This is a genomic window from Jutongia sp. SJQ-6 (assembly GCF_054161275.1).
Genome location: NZ_CP195314.1, coordinates 1,382,014 through 1,398,977, shown reverse-complemented (window position 1 = coordinate 1,398,977; position 16,964 = coordinate 1,382,014). Strand labels below are relative to the sequence as shown.

At 42.5% G+C, this 16,964-nt stretch carries 15 protein-coding genes; 11 read left to right on the top strand and 4 right to left on the bottom strand.

Features of this window, described 5'->3' with window-relative positions; translation table 11 throughout:
• Positions 1–71 precede the first annotated feature (71 nt).
• Positions 72–1,475, bottom strand: a complete 1,404-nt coding sequence (pdxR, locus tag ACSAJE_RS06470; protein ID WP_458009990.1) for a MocR-like pyridoxine biosynthesis transcription factor PdxR — start codon at positions 1,473–1,475, stop codon at positions 72–74.
• 271 nt (positions 1,476–1,746) lie between these two features.
• On the opposite strand from pdxR, the gene pdxS reads away from it, so the two are divergent.
• From pdxS to ACSAJE_RS06455, 3 genes are all read left to right on the top strand, one after another.
• The gene (gene pdxS, locus ACSAJE_RS06465; protein ID WP_022025570.1) at positions 1,747–2,619 is read left to right on the top strand and encodes a pyridoxal 5'-phosphate synthase lyase subunit PdxS; all 873 of its coding nucleotides are present in this window, start codon (positions 1,747–1,749) and stop codon (positions 2,617–2,619) included.
• A gap of 675 nt (positions 2,620–3,294) precedes the next feature.
• Complete coding sequence (gene pdxT / locus ACSAJE_RS06460; RefSeq protein WP_458009989.1) at positions 3,295–3,867, top strand: pyridoxal 5'-phosphate synthase glutaminase subunit PdxT; 573 nt, start codon at positions 3,295–3,297, stop codon at positions 3,865–3,867.
• Between the two features lie 117 nt (positions 3,868–3,984).
• Positions 3,985–4,551: a hypothetical protein gene (locus ACSAJE_RS06455; protein WP_458009988.1), complete on the top strand. Its 567-nt coding sequence runs from the start codon at positions 3,985–3,987 to the stop codon at positions 4,549–4,551.
• A 65-nt stretch (positions 4,552–4,616) separates the two neighbouring features.
• Here ACSAJE_RS06455 and ACSAJE_RS06450 read toward each other — a convergent pair whose 3' ends face one another.
• Genes ACSAJE_RS06450 through ACSAJE_RS06440 form a run of 3 tightly spaced genes read right to left on the bottom strand, consistent with a single transcriptional unit; the run spans position 4,617 to position 5,785 of the window.
• A complete protein-coding gene (locus ACSAJE_RS06450; protein ID WP_458009987.1) occupies positions 4,617–4,931 on the bottom strand; it encodes a response regulator in 315 nt (104 codons plus the stop codon).
• Positions 4,928–5,242: a hypothetical protein gene (locus ACSAJE_RS06445; RefSeq protein ID WP_458009986.1), complete on the bottom strand. Its 315-nt coding sequence runs from the start codon at positions 5,240–5,242 to the stop codon at positions 4,928–4,930. The genes ACSAJE_RS06450 and ACSAJE_RS06445 overlap by 4 nt, the downstream gene beginning before the upstream one ends.
• A gap of 54 nt (positions 5,243–5,296) precedes the next feature.
• A complete protein-coding gene (locus ACSAJE_RS06440; protein ID WP_458009985.1) occupies positions 5,297–5,785 on the bottom strand; it encodes a hypothetical protein in 489 nt (162 codons plus the stop codon).
• 561 nt (positions 5,786–6,346) lie between these two features.
• On the opposite strand from ACSAJE_RS06440, the gene fabF reads away from it, so the two are divergent.
• From fabF to ACSAJE_RS06400, 8 genes are all read left to right on the top strand, one after another.
• Positions 6,347–7,582, top strand: coding sequence for a beta-ketoacyl-ACP synthase II (gene fabF, locus ACSAJE_RS06435; protein ID WP_022025565.1), 1,236 nt, complete (start codon positions 6,347–6,349; stop codon positions 7,580–7,582).
• 17 nt (positions 7,583–7,599) lie between these two features.
• Positions 7,600–7,968 (top strand): hypothetical protein, encoded by a 369-nt coding sequence (locus ACSAJE_RS06430; RefSeq protein ID WP_118689927.1) that lies wholly within the window; start codon positions 7,600–7,602, stop codon positions 7,966–7,968.
• A complete protein-coding gene (locus ACSAJE_RS06425; RefSeq protein ID WP_458009984.1) occupies positions 7,965–8,987 on the top strand; it encodes a S66 family peptidase in 1,023 nt (340 codons plus the stop codon). Before ACSAJE_RS06430 ends, ACSAJE_RS06425 begins: the two co-directional genes overlap by 4 nt.
• Before the next feature lie 26 nt (positions 8,988–9,013).
• Complete coding sequence (locus tag ACSAJE_RS06420) at positions 9,014–13,102, top strand: efflux RND transporter permease subunit (protein WP_458009983.1); 4,089 nt, start codon at positions 9,014–9,016, stop codon at positions 13,100–13,102.
• Positions 13,103–13,242: 140 nt separating this feature from the next.
• Positions 13,243–14,268: a stage V sporulation protein AD gene (spoVAD, locus tag ACSAJE_RS06415; RefSeq protein ID WP_118506990.1), complete on the top strand. Its 1,026-nt coding sequence runs from the start codon at positions 13,243–13,245 to the stop codon at positions 14,266–14,268.
• 329 nt (positions 14,269–14,597) lie between these two features.
• Positions 14,598–14,954 carry a stage V sporulation protein AE gene (gene spoVAE, locus ACSAJE_RS06410; protein WP_118689924.1) on the top strand — a complete coding sequence of 119 codons (357 nt, stop codon included), beginning with the start codon at positions 14,598–14,600 and terminating at the stop codon, positions 14,952–14,954.
• A 228-nt stretch (positions 14,955–15,182) separates the two neighbouring features.
• Complete coding sequence (locus ACSAJE_RS06405) at positions 15,183–15,647, top strand: DUF6465 family protein (RefSeq protein WP_458009982.1); 465 nt, start codon at positions 15,183–15,185, stop codon at positions 15,645–15,647.
• Between the two features lie 515 nt (positions 15,648–16,162).
• Positions 16,163–16,804 carry a class I SAM-dependent methyltransferase gene (locus tag ACSAJE_RS06400; RefSeq protein WP_458009981.1) on the top strand — a complete coding sequence of 214 codons (642 nt, stop codon included), beginning with the start codon at positions 16,163–16,165 and terminating at the stop codon, positions 16,802–16,804.
• Positions 16,805–16,964: the final 160 nt, after the last annotated feature.

Here is a 16,964-nt window from a genome sequence, read left to right as displayed (position 1 = left end):
TGGAGCAAATCAATCCGCATTTGCTGTCGGAGTAAAATGGCGGCAAAATAGAAACCATCTTTTCAGATCCCTTAAGTGAGAATACACTTGGATAGCAGTGTGATCACTTGAGGGATTTTTTCGCTGGTCAGGCCGGAATAATTAATGATCAGTGTATGTGCCGGAATATTAGGGCTTCCTTTTTCATAATATTCGGACAAAAAAGATAGGTGAAGACCATATTCTTTTGCTTTTGCAGACAAAGCATCATCTGGGAGTGAGGTATCAATATACAGCAGAAAGTGAAGTCCTGAATCTTCTTCTGCGATATTGCAATGTGTGGCAAGTGCGCTATTAGCAATGGCATCCAGCAGTTCGTCACGTATTTTGCGATAATAAGTACGCATACGGTTAATATGTTTTTCGAAATAACGGTCTTCAATAAAACGTGCCAACGTATACTGCTCAAAGTTGGATACGGTACAAGAGTAAAAGGACAGGCGTTTTGCAAACTGTTCCAGCAAATGTTTAGGCAATACCATATAGCTGATTCGTATGGTTGAAGAAAGGCTTTTGGTAAAGGTGTTCATATAAATGACACGTTCTGATTGGTCGATACTTTGCAGCGTTGGGATAGGTTTGCCGGATAATCGAAATTCTGAATCATAATCATCTTCAATGATATACCGGCCCGGCTGCCTGGTTGCCCAAGCCAACAGTTCATAGCGGGTCCCGATCGGAGTGACGATGCCGGTCGGAAAATGGTGGGACGGTGACAGATGTACAATTTGTGCTCCGGAAGATTCTAATTCCAGTGTATCGATACCCTTAGCACTGATCGGTATATAGCAATATTTGACACGACTATTTTCATATATTTTCGCAATCTTATGGTAGCCGGGATTCTCAACTGCATAGACTTTGTCCTGACCGAATAATTGAATCAGAAGACCGTATAGATACTCGGTTCCGGCACCGATAATGATCTGCTCCGGTGTCACGTCCATACCTCGAAAATCTTTGAGCTGTGTGCAGATGGCGTGACGAAGATCCCATACGCCACCCCAAGGAGGTGTCTGCATCAGTTCCACGTGACGGTTGAGAAGAGTCTCGCGGATCAGTTTAGACCAGACAGAAAATGGAAATTGCTCCGGATTCATTTGGTTGCTGGCAAGATCCACCTTATATTTGTCGGGCATACGTAGACTGTTCGAAGTGGAAGATGTTGTTTGCGATATGGAGAGAGTAAGGTCAGATAAATTTCTGACATAAAACCCTTTCTTGGGAATGGAGTAAATGTATCCTTCGGCTTGAAGCTGGGCGTAGGCATTTTCTACGGTAATATTGCTAACCCCTAGATTTTTGGCAAAACTACGCTTTGATGGCAGCTTTGTCTCGGCGGTCAGATTACCGCATAAAATATCCTCGCGGATACATTGGTACAGATGGTGGTACAGGCTATCTGACCCTATATTAGTAAATGAATATGTAAGCATTGGTATTATATCCTCCAAACTGACTATACTGACTATGGTTAAATTGGATATTTTCACATAGTCAGATTATAGTATACTTTACTTCAGTTACATTTGCAAATAATTCCGATAAGTTTTGTCGGGATGCCTTATGTAAAGAAATCAAACTTCGCACAGCCGGAGCTGCTGTCTGAGGCTTGAGTAAAGAAAATGGTGTTATGAGAATATTGTGTCTGTGCACACTTGATACAATATTGAAACGCTTGAAAATGTGTGCAGAAATGAGGATAGTATGAGCAGACAGTATGAATTAAACAAAGAATTGGCACAGATGTTAAAAGGTGGCGTGATCATGGATGTTACGACTCCGGAGCAGGCAAAGATCGCTGAGGCAGCAGGTGCGTGTGCTGTTATGGCATTGGAGAGAATCCCGGCAGATATTCGTGCAGCCGGAGGTGTATCACGTATGAGTGATCCGAAAATGATCCGTGGTATTCAGGAAGCAGTATCTATTCCGGTTATGGCAAAATGCCGTATCGGTCATTTTGTAGAGGCGCAGTTATTAGAGGCAATTGAAATTGATTACATTGATGAGAGTGAGGTACTTTCTCCGGCAGATGATGTTTACCATATTGACAAGACAAAGTTCCGCGTTCCGTTTGTATGTGGCGCTAAGGATTTAGGAGAGGCACTTCGCCGTATCAACGAGGGAGCTTCCATGATCCGTACCAAGGGTGAGCCGGGAACCGGTGATGTTGTTCAGGCAGTGCGTCATATGCGTATGATGAACAGTGCAATTGCTAAGATTTCCGCTATGCGCGAGGATGAACTGTTTGATGAAGCCAAACAACTTCGTGTACCATATGAGCTGGTTCAGTATGTACATGAGCACAAGAGACTGCCGGTTGTAAACTTTGCAGCAGGTGGTGTCGCAACTCCTGCAGATGCCGCATTGATGATGCAGCTTGGTGCAGAAGGTGTCTTTGTAGGATCCGGTATCTTCAAGTCCGGTAATCCGGAGAAGCGTGCAAATGCGATCGTAAAAGCAGTTACAAATTATACCGATGCGAAGATGATCGCAGAACTTTCTGAGGATCTTGGAGAAGCTATGGTTGGTATTAATGAAGACGAGATTGAATTATTAATGGCTGAGCGAGGCAAATAATATACTTGACTCAAACTTCCCACACCTCAAAGTCTCACAGCCATATATTGCTTATTATGTCAATGACTATATTGCATTTTGCAGCCACCAAAGGGTGGTTTCTGCCATCCGGGAACTATAGTAATTGCCTTGCCGCATTTTGTTTTTACAGTGATTTCTAAATTTTGTTGTCTCTGATGGATGATTTACATGCCTTACGGAGAACTCGAAGTCACGGAAGCAAGGTATTCATCATTTTTGAAAGGGACTTTGCGCTCGTCGTTACTTATGTCTCGTACTTCAGAGACATTAAGTAACGTGACGTAGCGTATCGTAGCGAAAGCGTCCCGTCCAAAAATGGATGATACCTTGCTAAACCGGGACAACTCAGACACTCCTTCAGGCATGTATGCATCAGAGACTTAACAAAATAAGAAATCACGCAAAAACGTTGCGTTCTGCGGCAATTATCTTAGTTCTCGGATGACAGAACAATTTAGTTTGTCATCTGCAAAATGTTCTATTTATTGCCGACATAATAAGCAATATATGGTTCGGGTAATAACTTCCGGTATGGGAAGTTTGAGTACTTAAACTTCTCATTATAAGTAATGTGTAGTTTGATCATGTTTTTCAGTGTGGGAGGTTTGGGTTATATACTCACTGTTAGTGCAGAGAAAGGAATGTAAGATTAGTATGAAAGTTGCAGTGTTGGCAGTACAGGGTGCGTTTGAGGAACATGAAAAAGTGTTGCAGGAGCTTGGGGCGCAGACGATCCAATTACGTCAGGCAAAAGATTTAGAGGAGTCGTTTGATGCATTGGTGCTTCCGGGCGGTGAGAGTACCGTTCAGGGTAAACTTTTACGGGAGTTAGATATGTATGAGCCGCTGCGCGCAAAGATCGCAGCAGGACTTCCGGTATTGGCAACCTGTGCCGGTCTGATCCTTTTGGCAGAACATATCGTTGGAGACGATACCGTTCATTTTGGAACATTACCGGTGACGGTGAAGAGAAATGCATATGGAAGACAGCTTGGAAGCTTTCATTATGCGGAAGGCGAGTTTGTCGGGATCGGAACCTTTCCGATGGAATTTATTCGTGCACCATATGTGGAGAGTGTTAGTGATGGAGTAGAGGTGCTCGCTGAGGTGGATGGCCGCATTGTCGGTGTTCGCTATGGCAAGCAGCTTGCAGTAGCTTTTCATCCGGAACTGGGTGGAGATCACCGCATTCATCAGTGGTTCTTAGAGGAGTTTATAAAGCAGTAATTTTTAGTGTGATGATACCTGTTCTTAAGGAATAGACGGAAATAGCCGATATCAATATTGCGTGGAAGATCACGCGGTATTGGTATCGGTTATTTTTTGATGGGGAGGATTTTTTCGATGATTACGAATAGTAAAGAAATTTTGTCGCAGGATGAGAAGACGGCATTGCGGGAACGCATTCAGGATATATGTAAAAAGGCAGTGTCGGAATTGATGGATCCAACATCTCAGATGAGCGATGAAGAGAGGGCACAATACGAGCAAAAGATTCTTCAAAAGTTAAAACAGGGGAAACGCTTGTCTTCGGCAGAGATGAATTATTTGCAGATTCATAATCCAACGATGTATCAATCGGCATTGCGGGTTCAGAATGCTAAGGAACGTTTGCAGACACGTTTGGAACATTGTCGTTCCAAAGAGGAAGCAAACGATGTGATCGCAATGGAAATGAGTGCAGTTAGTGATAAAGATCCGGACAGAGAATATATGCTGGCAGGATTACAGGAGACGGCCAAAGAATATCGTCAGGACAGCCACTACAGCAGACTTCCGGATACGAGGGAACAGGCTAAAAAAACGAAGAATCGTGCTTATCATTTTGAAGAGGACGATTCAAAGAATACCGTGTATTCGCCAATTATTGAGGTGATGGAAAGTCTGCCCGTGTTTGATCAAATATCATAGCGATTTCTGCCGGACAGAGAAATACCCATCATAAGAAGACCCCACTTTTTAAGACTCTCTGTTTCTCATTTTCCTAATGTTTGTGTGATCATATTCAAAATCTGCTCTTTGTCAGCCGGTTTCAAAATATATCCCGCCGGCTGTAGCTGCAGTATTTCCTTGATATGTTCTTTCTTGGCTATACTAGACAAGAACACCACGGGTATCGCAGCAAACTGTGGATTAGCGCGGATCCCTTTGTATATTATCTTGCCATTGACAACCGGCATCTCATATGCCATAAAAATCATATCCGGACAGTCTCTCTGCATTAGGTCTAATGCCTGTGATCCGGACACGGCGATCGATACACGATATCTGCCTTCTACAAGTGCTTTCATGCTGCGCAGCAACAGTGGATTATCATCAATAAATAAATATTCAATCCATATGTTTGAAACTCATACATGCTGCCAACTACCACAGTCGGAAGGTTCGCATTCTCTCTTAATAATATATTTAACCCCATCACATCTGCCCTGCTTAACCGGCTTAAAAAAATCAATACAATGTCCGGCTGAAAAATATGGAGCAATTGCCCTGCCATCCCTGCATCTGCAATGTAAAGCTGCACTTGAAAATATGGCAGCATCGCTTCATTCATATTTTTTACGATTTCGTTCATCTCCGCAATAAACAATACTCTTTTCACATCAATCCCTCTTTTCTAAGTGCTTTTCCAATGCTCATCAGCTTGTACACAGTATCATAGAGATAGCAGCTTATTTTGGTCGTGCACCAGATCATTATAACAGGTCAAGTCCCGGAATCCGTTTATCAGTGTGATCCTACCTGCTGCCAACGGCAAATTAGGTAATATTTTCTCTGTGCTTGCCAACTCATACAATTGAATCAGCGCATTTTGCATTTTCTCAGTATCGTTCCACGGAATAATAATGTCCAAATGTAATTTCATCAAAGGAATCTGTTCCACGTATTGACAAAACTCTTTGGCTTGCTTCAGATCCCCATAAAATGCACAGATCAATGCAGCAGCTGTTGCCAGATAGGGCGTTTGCTGTATTTTTTCCACCGAAAATACTTTCAAATATTTACGGCAATGTTTAAATCCGTTCAAGCAACATGGACATGCCAAAATACGTACCATTTGATCTCTCAGTGTATCAAGATCTCTATTTTTCACCAATTCGTCTAATTTTTGCTGGTCAAAAAATTCATTATCACGATTTTTCATAAAAATCATCCACTCCCTTCCCGTCACGATATAAACTGCATTTGCCTTGTACATCTATCATATGGAGATTCTATCCGTTCGTAAACTACCCGAAAGGGTAGGGCTTCTTCCTTTTGTTATGACTTCCAATTTGTAGCATCGTGGATCTGCCTGTATATTGTGGATTGAAGGTTATTAAACTCGCAAACCCGCTCCTTCAGAGCTTATTCGCTTGTTACACAAGCTTATTTGCTCGTTAATGAGCCCAGAAAAACAAATGTCTGCTTCGCAGCCGCTTGTTTTTCTCTGAGGCTCATAATAACATAGTTCGTGTAGGAACATGAGAGATGACGATAAGTTTGAGTTATTAAGATTCTATAAAATTAACGTGAAATGCGTTGCATTTCAAAGAATAAATCCACTATAATGAGTAGGGTCCTCGTTATAGTGGATTTATAAACATGAATAAGAAACTGCTGTTATGTAGTGTGTTATCACCAAGAATTGCTTTAGCAATTCTTGTAAAGCAAAGCGCCTGCTTTGCCTTTTTGTATAATAAATATAGGAAGGGTTGGTTATGAAATGAAGCGAGTAGTTGTAACAGGTATGGGTGCTGTGACGCCAATTGGAATTACGGTAGAGAAATTTTGGGAGTCTGTTTTGGAAGGAAAGGTTGGTATAGGACCGATCCAAAACTTTGATACGACACAGTATAAAGCAAAGTTATCGGCAGAAGTAATAGATTTTGATCCAAAAGCGTATATTGAACCAAAAGCTGCCAAACGAATGGATCGTTTTAGTCAGATGGCAGTGACAGCTTCCATTGAGGCGATGCAGGATAGTGGTCTTAACATAGAGGAAGAAGACTCCTACAGACTGGGCGTTTGTGTTGGATCCGGCGTGGGAAGTCTCATGGGAATTGAACGTGAATACGATAAGATGTTAGCCAAGGGACCGGGAAGGATACATCCGCTTACAGCCCCATTGGTCTTGGGAAATATGGCAGCAGCCAGTGTCGCTATGTATCATGGCTTTCAGGGAAAATGCATTGATGTAGTGACTGCCTGTGCAACCGGAACCAACTCGATCGGAGAGGCGTTTCGCTCTATACAGCATGGAGAGGCAGACGTGATCCTAGCGGGAGGCGTTGATAGTTCGGTAAGTCGCTTTGGTGTTGCAGCATTTCAGGCACTCACTGCATTGACCGATTCCGAAGATCCGACAGCTGCATCCATTCCATTTGACAAGCGTCGTAATGGATTTGTTACCGGAGAAGGCGCCGGTATTTTTGTATTAGAAGAATTAGAGCATGCCAAAGCAAGAGGCGCACATATTTATGCAGAGATTGGTGGATACGGGGCAACTTGTGATGCGCATCATGTTACGACTCCGCTGGAGGATGGTTCTGCAGCTGCACGTGCAATGACGCTGGCGATGCAGGATGCCGGTGTGGCTCCGGAAGAAGTGGATTATATTAATGCACATGGAACAAGCACAAAATACAATGACTTATTCGAGACGAGAGCAATTAAGCTCGCTTTTGGAGATAGTGCATATAAAGTACACATCAATTCCACGAAATCCATGATCGGCCATATGTTTGCAGGCGGTGGTGCCGTAGAATTGATCACCTGTGTCAAATCGATCAATGAAGGATATATTCATCCGACGGTCGGTCTGCTCGAGGATGACCCGGAGTGCGATCTGGATTATACAAAGGGTGAAGGCATTCATACGCCGGTGCATATTGCGATCAGCAATTCATTAGGTTTTGGTGGGCATAATGCAACAGTACTGGTGAAAGAATATCAGGATTAAAGCAGGGAGGCTTTGCGATGGAACAGCGAATTATACAATATGTCTCTTATCTGAAAGGTATTTACCTCAAAGAATACGATGATGAAGAACGGAAAAAAATATGTGAGCAGGTGCTTGTGCAGATTGGATTTTTTCAGCATGAACGACTGATTCATTTGATCGTCACGGTCACTTTTGCGCTATTGGCGGTAGTGACCTTTGGCATATGCGCAGTGGCCCCATCTGTGCCATTTTTTGGACTGGAGTGTCTCCTGCTTGTGCTGCTGATCCCTTATATCAGACATTATTATATTTTGGAAAATTCTGTACAGACGATGTATCGTTGTTATGATAAATTAAGCAAAGAAGCGTTTCATGAAATTCCGAAAAAGGGAGAGAACAAATGAGAATACCGAAATTTTTGGAAGCGTCCGGGACGATTGGTTTTGTTGCACCGGCCTTTGGCTGTAATATGGAACCTTACCGGAGTGGTTTTGATGCTGCGCAGAAAACGTTTGCGGCATTGGGACATACCATGATATTAGGCCCGAACTGCTACGAAGGCAGTGGAATTGGGATTAGCAATACACCGGCAAAATGTGGAGAGGAGATCAATACATTTTTTGCAAAGAAGGAAGTAGATGTGCTGTTTTCCTGTGGTGGTGGCGAATTAATGTGTGAAGTGTTGGATTATATTGACTTTGAACGGATCGCTGCATTGCCGCCTAAGTGGTATATGGGATATTCGGACAATACGAATCTTACATTTTTGCTTCCAACGCTTTGTGATACTGCCGCGATTTACGGACCTTGTGCACCGGCGTTTGGAATGAGAACATGGCATCCGGCAATACAGGATGCGTATGATCTGTTACGTGGCAACAAGCAGGAAATACATAGTTATCCATTGTGGGAAAAGGAATCCTTAAAGACGGAGGATAATCCGCTGGAGCCGTATCATGTTACGGAACCGGTCGTATTGCACTGTGAACCTGCAGAGCAGCCGATCCGTATGGAAGGGCGTTTGATCGGTGGATGTTTAGACTGCTTAGGAAATTTAGTCGGTACCAAGTACGATAAGGTAAAAGAATTTGCGGACAGATATCAAGAGGATGGATTGATCTGGTTTATGGAAGCGTGTGATCTGAATATTATGAGCATACGTCGAACATTGTGGCAATTATCGCATGCCGGATGGTTCCGGCACGTAAAAGGATTTTTGATCGGGAGACCGTTATCCTTTGGGGAAGAGGCTTTTGGTATGGATCAGTATGAAGCTGTAGTTTCTATGCTTCGTCAATATGAAGTGCCGATCGTTATGGATGTCGATATCGGACATTTACCGCCGATGCTGCCGATCATTAGTGGTGGCAAAGCGAGCGTGACGGTCGCAGATGGTGCGTTGGATATTCAGTATAAATTTTAATCTTACAGTAACAGAAAGGCGGAGATATGCCTAAATTTAGTGTGAAAAGACCATTTTTGATCTTGGTCGGTGTTATTATTGTATTGGTACTTGGAGGTGTCAGCTATTCTAAAATGACAACGGACCTTCTGCCAAACATGAATATGCCATATATGATGGTGATTACGACCTATGTGGGGGCTGCCCCGGAAAAGGTAGAAAAGGACATTACAGAACCGATGGAAAGTGCAGTTGGTACTGTGAATGGTGTAAAAAAAGTAACCAGTAATTCTGCAGAAAATTCCAGTATGGTCATGCTGCAGTTTCAGGATGATACGAATATGGATGCTGCCATGGTAAAAGTGTCTTCGGCGGTCAATCAGTTGGAATTACCGGATACAGCGGGACAGCCTATGATCATGGAAATCTCGATGGACATGATGTCAACGGTTATGGCAAGTGTCGATTATGAGGGCAAAGACCGTGTGGAACTTGCCAAGTTTGTGGATGATAATATTTTGCCGGCGCTGGAGCGCGGTGATGGTGTGGCAAGTGTTTCGACAAATGGTATGGTTGAGGAATCAATTGAGGTTGTATTAAACCAGGATAAGATTGATGACGTCAATGCCCGTGTGTTGGAAAAGACAGACAAGGCACTCGCAGATGCCAAAAAGAAAATTGATGATGGCAGCAAAAAGCTTCAAGAGGGGAAAAAACAGTTAGAGTCTCAGCAGAAGAAACTGTCGCAGCAACAGGGAAAACAATCTGCACAGCTTGCAAAGTTCAGCAAGATGATGAATCAGGCAATTGCGACAAAAGTTGCGTACGAATCCCAGCTTGCAAGCTTAAAGGCGAGTCAGTCGGCGTTAAATGGTGAGAAGAAAGCCTATACGACAAATAAAGTAGTATCCTCGTATGAGCAGATGAACAAAGGATTTGCGACAATTCAGAATAGTTTTGCCAAGGGTGGAACTGCTTATCAGGCGATATATACGACGATTTACAAGCAGATCTTAAATACAATGGTACAGGAAACGCTGAAACAGACCGGTCTTAATGTGACAGTGACGGACAGCAATGTAGACACGTATTTGAAACAGCTTGGTAATGCTGCAGATACTCTAAAAGAAGCAGCTGGAACACAGGCAGAAAGTGCGACGGCAACACAGGCAGCGAAGCAGAAAGCCGCATTGCCAACCAGTGTCAAGGATGCGATCGACAATCCGTCAAAATTGACGGCTTACAAAAATATGCTCAAAACACAGGGACAGAGTAAGATTGCCAAGTCGATGACAAAGAAGAGTCTGAAATCCCTGTACGATATTGTAGAAACTCGTATCCCGCAGATCGATACAGAGCTTGCGAACTTAAAGACTGAGATCGCAGCCGCACAGGCGGTCGTAAAGCAAGTGACAAAGTCTATCAGTAAGGCGGAGAGTCAATACGAGAAAGTTGAAACCGGTAAGATCACAGCGGCCGCGGCGTTTGGTTCTGCCAATGCACAGATGGCGTCCGCAAAGTCGACTTTGGAAAATAGTGAAAAGGAGTTAGATAATGCGAAGAAATCCTTCCATAACTCCAAGAAAGAGGCGCTCAAAAAAGCGAATCTTGATCAGATGTTGACGAAGGAGACACTGGCAGGTATTTTGACGGCGGAAAACTTTTCGATGCCGGCAGGATACATTAATGAAGATAAGACACAGTATTTGCTCAAAGTAGGAGATCAGTATAAGAGCATTGACGCCCTCAAAAAGACGCTGCTCTGCCATATGAAAGATATCGGAAATGTTCGCCTGCAGGATGTGGCGGATATAACAGTAGTAAACAATAGTGCAGATTCTTATGCAAAATTAAATGGTAACGATGCGATCATTATTGGTGTTTCCAAAGCGAGTACAGCAGGAACGTCTACGGTGTCCAAAAACTGTGCCAAGAGCATGAAAGAACTGGAAGAAAAATATGATGGTCTGCACTTCACAAAGTTAATGGATCAAGGTGATTATATCAAAATGATCGTTGACTCCGTTATTTCTAATTTGTTGTGGGGAGCATTATTAGCAATCGTAGTATTATTCCTGTTTTTACAGGATATCCGTCCTACGGTAGTCGTTGCTTTCAGCATTCCGCTTAGCGTACTGTTTGCCATTGTGCTTATGTACTTTACGAACATAACGCTGAATATGATCTCTTTGTCCGGTTTGGCATTGGGTGTTGGTATGCTGGTTGATAACTCGATCGTCGTCATTGAAAATATTTATCGATTACGAGGAAAAGGAGTTTCAGCTGCACGTGCAGCAGTGATGGGAGCCAATCAAGTGGCAGGGGCTATTTTTGCATCAACGCTTACGACAATCTGCGTATTCCTGCCGATCATCTTTACGGATGGTATTACTCGTCAGATCATGCAGGATATGTGTTTGACGATCGCTTACAGTTTGAGTGCAAGTTTGATCGTTGCGTTGACTGTTGTACCAACAATGGGTGCGACACTTTTGCGTAAGGAGCCAAATCGAAAGCATCGATTCTTCCATGCTGTTCAGGTGGCTTATGAAAAGATTTTGCGGTTCTGTTTGAAATGGAAAGCGGTTCCAATCTTGATCGCCGTATTTTTACTTGGTTTTTCTGTTTGGAAAGTGACACAGATGGGAATTGTATTTATGCCGGAAATGGGCAGTGAGCAGATGTCCTATTCCTATACGATGCCGGAAAAAACATCGACCGAGCAGGATTACGCATTGTCAGATGAGATTGCCGGAGAAGTGCGTAAGATCAAAGGTGTTAAGACGGTTGGAGCGTTGATGGGAGATAATTCTTCCATGATGGGACTTTCGACGGGCGGCGGAACCAGCAAGTCTTTTAATGCAATGATCATTTTGGATGAAGAGTATGCTGATCAAAATAAAGAGATAGCAGCTAAGATCGAAAAGATCCTGAGCAAGAAGAAGTTGGATGATTATTCTGTATCCGAATCAAATATGGATATGTCGAGTATGATGGCATCTGGTGTGCAGGTCGATATTTACGGCAAGGACACAACGAAGTTAGAAAAGATCAGCGAAGATGTGATGAAAATGCTCGAGAAAACTGACAAGTACGAGGATATTACCAATGGGCAGGAAGAGGGCAAAAAAGAACTTGTTGTCAGTGTGAATAAAGATAAGGCGATGCGCTATGGACTTACGGTAGCGCAGGTCTTCCAAGAGCTGTCCGGTAAATTATCCACGGATAAAGAAGCGACAACGATCACGGTAGATGATCAGGATTACAAGGTCAAACTTGTCGATGATCGTGATGAATTAAAGACGAACAACCTACTGTCTTATAAGTTTGAAACGACAGTAACGGACGATCAGGGCAAGCAGAAGAAAGAGACTCATAAGCTGAAAGAATTTGCGGATGTGAAAGAGGCGAAGAGCCTGACAACGTTAAAACGTGAAAACATTTCAAACATGATCTCGGTAACGGCATCGGTTAAGGATGGCGAAAATGCAACATTGCTTAGCCGTGATCTGCAGAAGCAGCTTGACAAATATGAAACACCGGATGGCTACGATGTGAAGATCTCCGGTGAGAGCGAGACAAATAATGAGATGATGAAAAACATGCTCCTTATGATCTCGCTTGCTATCTTATTCATTTATCTGATCATGGTAGCGCAGTTCCAAGGACTTTTGTCGCCGTTTATCGTGTTGCTTACAATACCGCTTGCATTCACCGGTGGATTGCTTGGTCTTTTGATCGCAGGCGAGGAATTGTCTGTTATGTCAATGATGGGATTCTTGGTATTGGCCGGTGTCGTTGTAAACAATGGTATTGTGTTTGTAGATTATGTCAACCAGCTTCGTCTGGATGGCGTATCCAAAAAAGACGCATTGGTGGAGACCGGGGTTACCCGTATGCGCCCGATTTTAATGACGGCGCTTACGACAGTTCTTGCTATGTCAACGATGGTATTTAGCACAGACACCAGTGCACAGATGTCTCGTGGTATGGCGATCGTAACGATCGGAGGATTGCTGTATGCAACGCTTATGACATTGTTTATTGTTCCGGTATTTTACGATATCTTCTATCGCAGAAAGATGAAAAAGATTGACCTTGGAGACGAGAGCAATTTGATGGATGAGGATAAATAAAGGGACAAAAAAACGCGTGTTGTTAGCAAAACTCGAATAAAAAAAACTATATCGGAAATACTTTCTTGTAAAGAGCTGGGTATCTGCAATTGTAAGGCAATACTGCATTGAGCGAAAACAGAGAAAGGTGTGATGTAGGTTTGAAGAAACAGCAGGGAATACAAAGTGTGAAATTTGAAGAGCCACCGATCATTTGCGCTGCTGCATCTGTAGTAGGGCAAAAGGAAGGGGATGGCCCATTTGGTGATGTATTTGACCAGATCGAGTCAGACCCTAAGGTTGGTGGAGATACATGGGAAGACGCAGAAGGCAGACTTCAGGAGCGTGCCGCAGAACTTGCTATTCAAAAGGCAGGCTGTGGTAAAGAGGCGATCCGTTACATTGTGGCGGGCGATCTCCTGGGACAGCTTATGGCGTCTTCTTTTGGTTTAGCAGGATTTGATAAACCGTTGTTTGGTGTGTATGGAGCCTGCTCGACGATGGGAGAATCCATCGGGATCGGTTCTATGCTTGTAGAAGGTGGATTCGCAGATTATGTACTTGCAATGACTTCCAGCCATTTTGCCAGTGCTGAAAAACAATTTCGTTTTCCGCTAGGCTATGCAAATCAGCGTCCTAAAGCCTCGACTTGGACGGTGACAGGAAGTGGAGCCGTTGTGATATGTAAAGGGGATCAGAAACAGGGAATGGCCAAAATTACCGGGATTACGACCGGAAAGATCGTTGATTATGGTGTGAAAGATACGATGAACATGGGTGCCTGTATGGCCCCTGCAGCCGCATCGGTGGTCGCAGCACATTTCAAAGATTTCGGAACAGATCCGTCAGAGTATGACCAGATCATTACAGGAGATCTGGGGATGGTTGGCAAAGATATTTTAATCGACATTTTGCGGTCAGAAGGGTATGATATTGCAGATCGTTATATTGATTGTGGTATTGAGATATATGGCAGGGATGCACAAGCACAGGCAGGCGGCAGCGGCTGTGGATGCAGTGCGGTCATGCTTGCCGGGTATGTGTTGAAACAGTTGGAGATCGGAGAATGGAAACGAGTGTTGTTTGTTCCAACGGGAGCATTGCTGTCAGTCGTCAGTTTTAACGAAGGTAATAGCATTCCGGGAATTGCACACGCCGTAAGATTGGAAACCCTTATTTCTAATTAACATGACTCAAACTTCCCATAACGAAAATACGGCAAGGCAATTGCTATAGATCTCTTACGGCAGAAGTCAATCTTTAGTAACTGCAAAATGTTTAGTGGTCATTGACATAATCAGTAATAGGTGGTTGTGGACAAGTTAAGGCATGGGAAGTTTGAGTAACATTACAATAAATTAATGATAATTATTTGATAAAAAGGGTCAAAAATAACAAATAATTAAAGGAGAAGATCCCGGTTGTAAAGTGGAAAAATAGGAAATAAAAAATAGACAAAAAAATCATTATTTTTGATGATCTTGAATGCAAAATTAGTGGAAAGAGGTGTATCACATTGGATTATATATTGGCGTTTATTGTTGGCGGTCTGATATGTGTTATTGTGCAAATATTAATGGATAATACAAAGCTACTACCTGGACGGATTATGGTACTGTTGGTATGCAGCGGCGCTGTACTTGGAGCGATCGGTGTGTACGAGCCATTTGCCAAATGGGCAGGAGCAGGGGCGACAGTCCCTTTGCTCGGCTTTGGAAATGTCCTATATCAAGGAGTAAAAAAAGCGGTAGATGCAGAAGGATTTATTGGTTTATTTAAGGGAGGATTTAGTGCATGTGCAGTAGGAGTATCTGCAGCGTTAATTTTTGGATATTTGGGTTCTCTCATATTCAAACCGAAGATGAAAGATTAGTGAAATGTTAAGGTTTTAACGGGTGCTTTGGAAAAATGTTTCTTAATTCGTTATTTTTGTGTTGCAAATTGAATAAAAAAAAACAAAAATAAGTAAAAAAATATACAGAACTAACAAAATTTTAAAAATCCCTTGCAACTGCGCTCTATTGGGTATAAACTTGCCATTGTAAGCGTTAGTAAATGTATAAATTCTTTGATTGATTTATTTATGAAAGGGAGAAGAAAAATGGCTAAGACAATTAAGAAAGCAGCACAGACCAAAGCACCAGCTAAAAACACATCTGTAGAGACTGCAATGAAGGCAGTAGCAGCTAAGAAACCTGAGGTGAAAGCTGCAGCACCGGCACCTGTTAAGAAGACAGAGGAAAAGCCTGCTACTAAGGCAGAAGTTAAGCCGGCTGTGAAAGAGACAGTAAAGAAGGCAGAAGAGAAAGTGGCAGAGAAGAAGACAAGAAAGCCTAGAAAGAAAACTGTTAAGAAACCGGTAGAGAAAATACAGGAAGTATTTGTTGAGTTTGATGGAGAGCAGTTTAAGACAGCTTCCATTATTGAGAAGATCCATGAGGTATATAAGGCTGAGGGTCATCGTGTTGGAGCTATCAAATCCCTGCGTGTTTATATTGATCCGGTAGAGCGTAAAGCATACTATGTTATCAATGATAAAGCAGAAGGAAAATATGTTGAGTTTTAATTTGGTCATTCATTTATAGAAATTGAATAGTGTACGAAATGTTGTACATAGTAAACGACAGAGATAAGTGGTAAAGAACTTGTTTCTGTCGTTTTTTATTTCATATCGAATTCATACAAATAAAATTATATATTCTAATTTGGCACCCTACATTTTATAGAAAAAAATATTGAAAATTTCAGCGGGAAATTTTTTGTGAATAATTGTATGCTGAATTACTAAGCTAATGTATGAAATAGACAAAACGCTGCCACAAATGTATATGGTTTACTCAAACTTCCCATACCGGAAGATTATGCGGCCTGCAAAAATGTAAGAGAGTTGTCTAGGATGTATGGCTATTCGGATTGCCGCATTCGTCAGATTATTGCGATGAAAAGAGAGTTATCATAATTGGTCTCTTGTCAGTCGTTTCTTTTTGTGCTAAAATGTGGAAAATCAGCCGTGTGTGGATGCACGGCTTTTCTTAAAATAACTAGTTAGTAAAGACTAACCACAGAGTAAGGAGAAGGAATATGACGAACGAAGAATATAAGAAACTGTCAGTCAAGGAGTTTACCAAAGCGGCCGGCATATATGAAGGCGACAAAGCCGGTATTTATGAGATGTGCAAAAAAGATTATCCAGATATTATGGCAGAGCTGGAGAGGGAACCATTTATGGATTTACTGGATGCCGGATGTGGTCCGGCGCCAATGATCTCACTGTTGTCAGAAAAATATCCGGAGCGGCATTATACGGGTCTGGATCTAACACCGGCAATGATCGAGCAAGCGCAAAAGAAGAATATTCCCAATGCTACATTTGTCGTGGGTGATTGCGAGAACTTTCCATTTGAAGATAATTCCTTTGATAGCATTATTTGCTCGAACAGTTTTCACCATTATCCAAATCCACAGGCGTTTTTTGACAGTGTGCAAAGATGTCTTCGTCCGGGTGGCAGATTGATTTTGCGTGATGCGTCAAGCAATAATAGACTGCTGCTTTGGTTTATGGATAACATCGAAGTTCCGTTAGCAAACCTGTGTGGACATGGTGATGTGAAAATTGCCAGACGGAGTGTGATAGAGGAGTGCTGTCAAAAAGCAGGATTAAAAGTAGAATCGTTTGAGATCCGGAAAGGGATGCGGATGCATTGTGTGGTGAGAAAAGTATGAGTTTGTACTTGCTGAAAATTGTACTTAAAGATATTTATAGGGAAAGTAGAGTGTTGTGAGATAAGCACATAATTATTGGAAAAAGAGCAAAACGAAACGATGTATTCTTGACAGGTGGTATAAAAAGTGTTATATTTGCATAACGTAATGTTAGCAGAAA

Bases quoted from the DNA above. Each gene is read 5' to 3' on its own strand.
- pdxR (WP_458009990.1), bottom strand. From the start codon at position 1,475: ATGCTTACATATTCATTTACTAATATAGGGTCAGATAGCCTGTACCAC.
- pdxS (WP_022025570.1), top strand. From the start codon at position 1,747: ATGAGCAGACAGTATGAATTAAACAAAGAATTGGCACAGATGTTAAAA.
- pdxT (WP_458009989.1), top strand. From the start codon at position 3,295: ATGAAAGTTGCAGTGTTGGCAGTACAGGGTGCGTTTGAGGAACATGAA.
- ACSAJE_RS06455 (WP_458009988.1), top strand. From the start codon at position 3,985: ATGATTACGAATAGTAAAGAAATTTTGTCGCAGGATGAGAAGACGGCA.
- ACSAJE_RS06450 (WP_458009987.1), bottom strand. From the start codon at position 4,931: ATGAAAGCACTTGTAGAAGGCAGATATCGTGTATCGATCGCCGTGTCC.
- ACSAJE_RS06440 (WP_458009985.1), bottom strand. From the start codon at position 5,785: ATGAAAAATCGTGATAATGAATTTTTTGACCAGCAAAAATTAGACGAA.
- fabF (WP_022025565.1), top strand. From the start codon at position 6,347: ATGAAGCGAGTAGTTGTAACAGGTATGGGTGCTGTGACGCCAATTGGA.
- ACSAJE_RS06430 (WP_118689927.1), top strand. From the start codon at position 7,600: ATGGAACAGCGAATTATACAATATGTCTCTTATCTGAAAGGTATTTAC.
- ACSAJE_RS06425 (WP_458009984.1), top strand. From the start codon at position 7,965: ATGAGAATACCGAAATTTTTGGAAGCGTCCGGGACGATTGGTTTTGTT.
- ACSAJE_RS06420 (WP_458009983.1), top strand. From the start codon at position 9,014: ATGCCTAAATTTAGTGTGAAAAGACCATTTTTGATCTTGGTCGGTGTT.
- ACSAJE_RS06405 (WP_458009982.1), top strand. From the start codon at position 15,183: ATGGCTAAGACAATTAAGAAAGCAGCACAGACCAAAGCACCAGCTAAA.
- ACSAJE_RS06400 (WP_458009981.1), top strand. From the start codon at position 16,163: ATGACGAACGAAGAATATAAGAAACTGTCAGTCAAGGAGTTTACCAAA.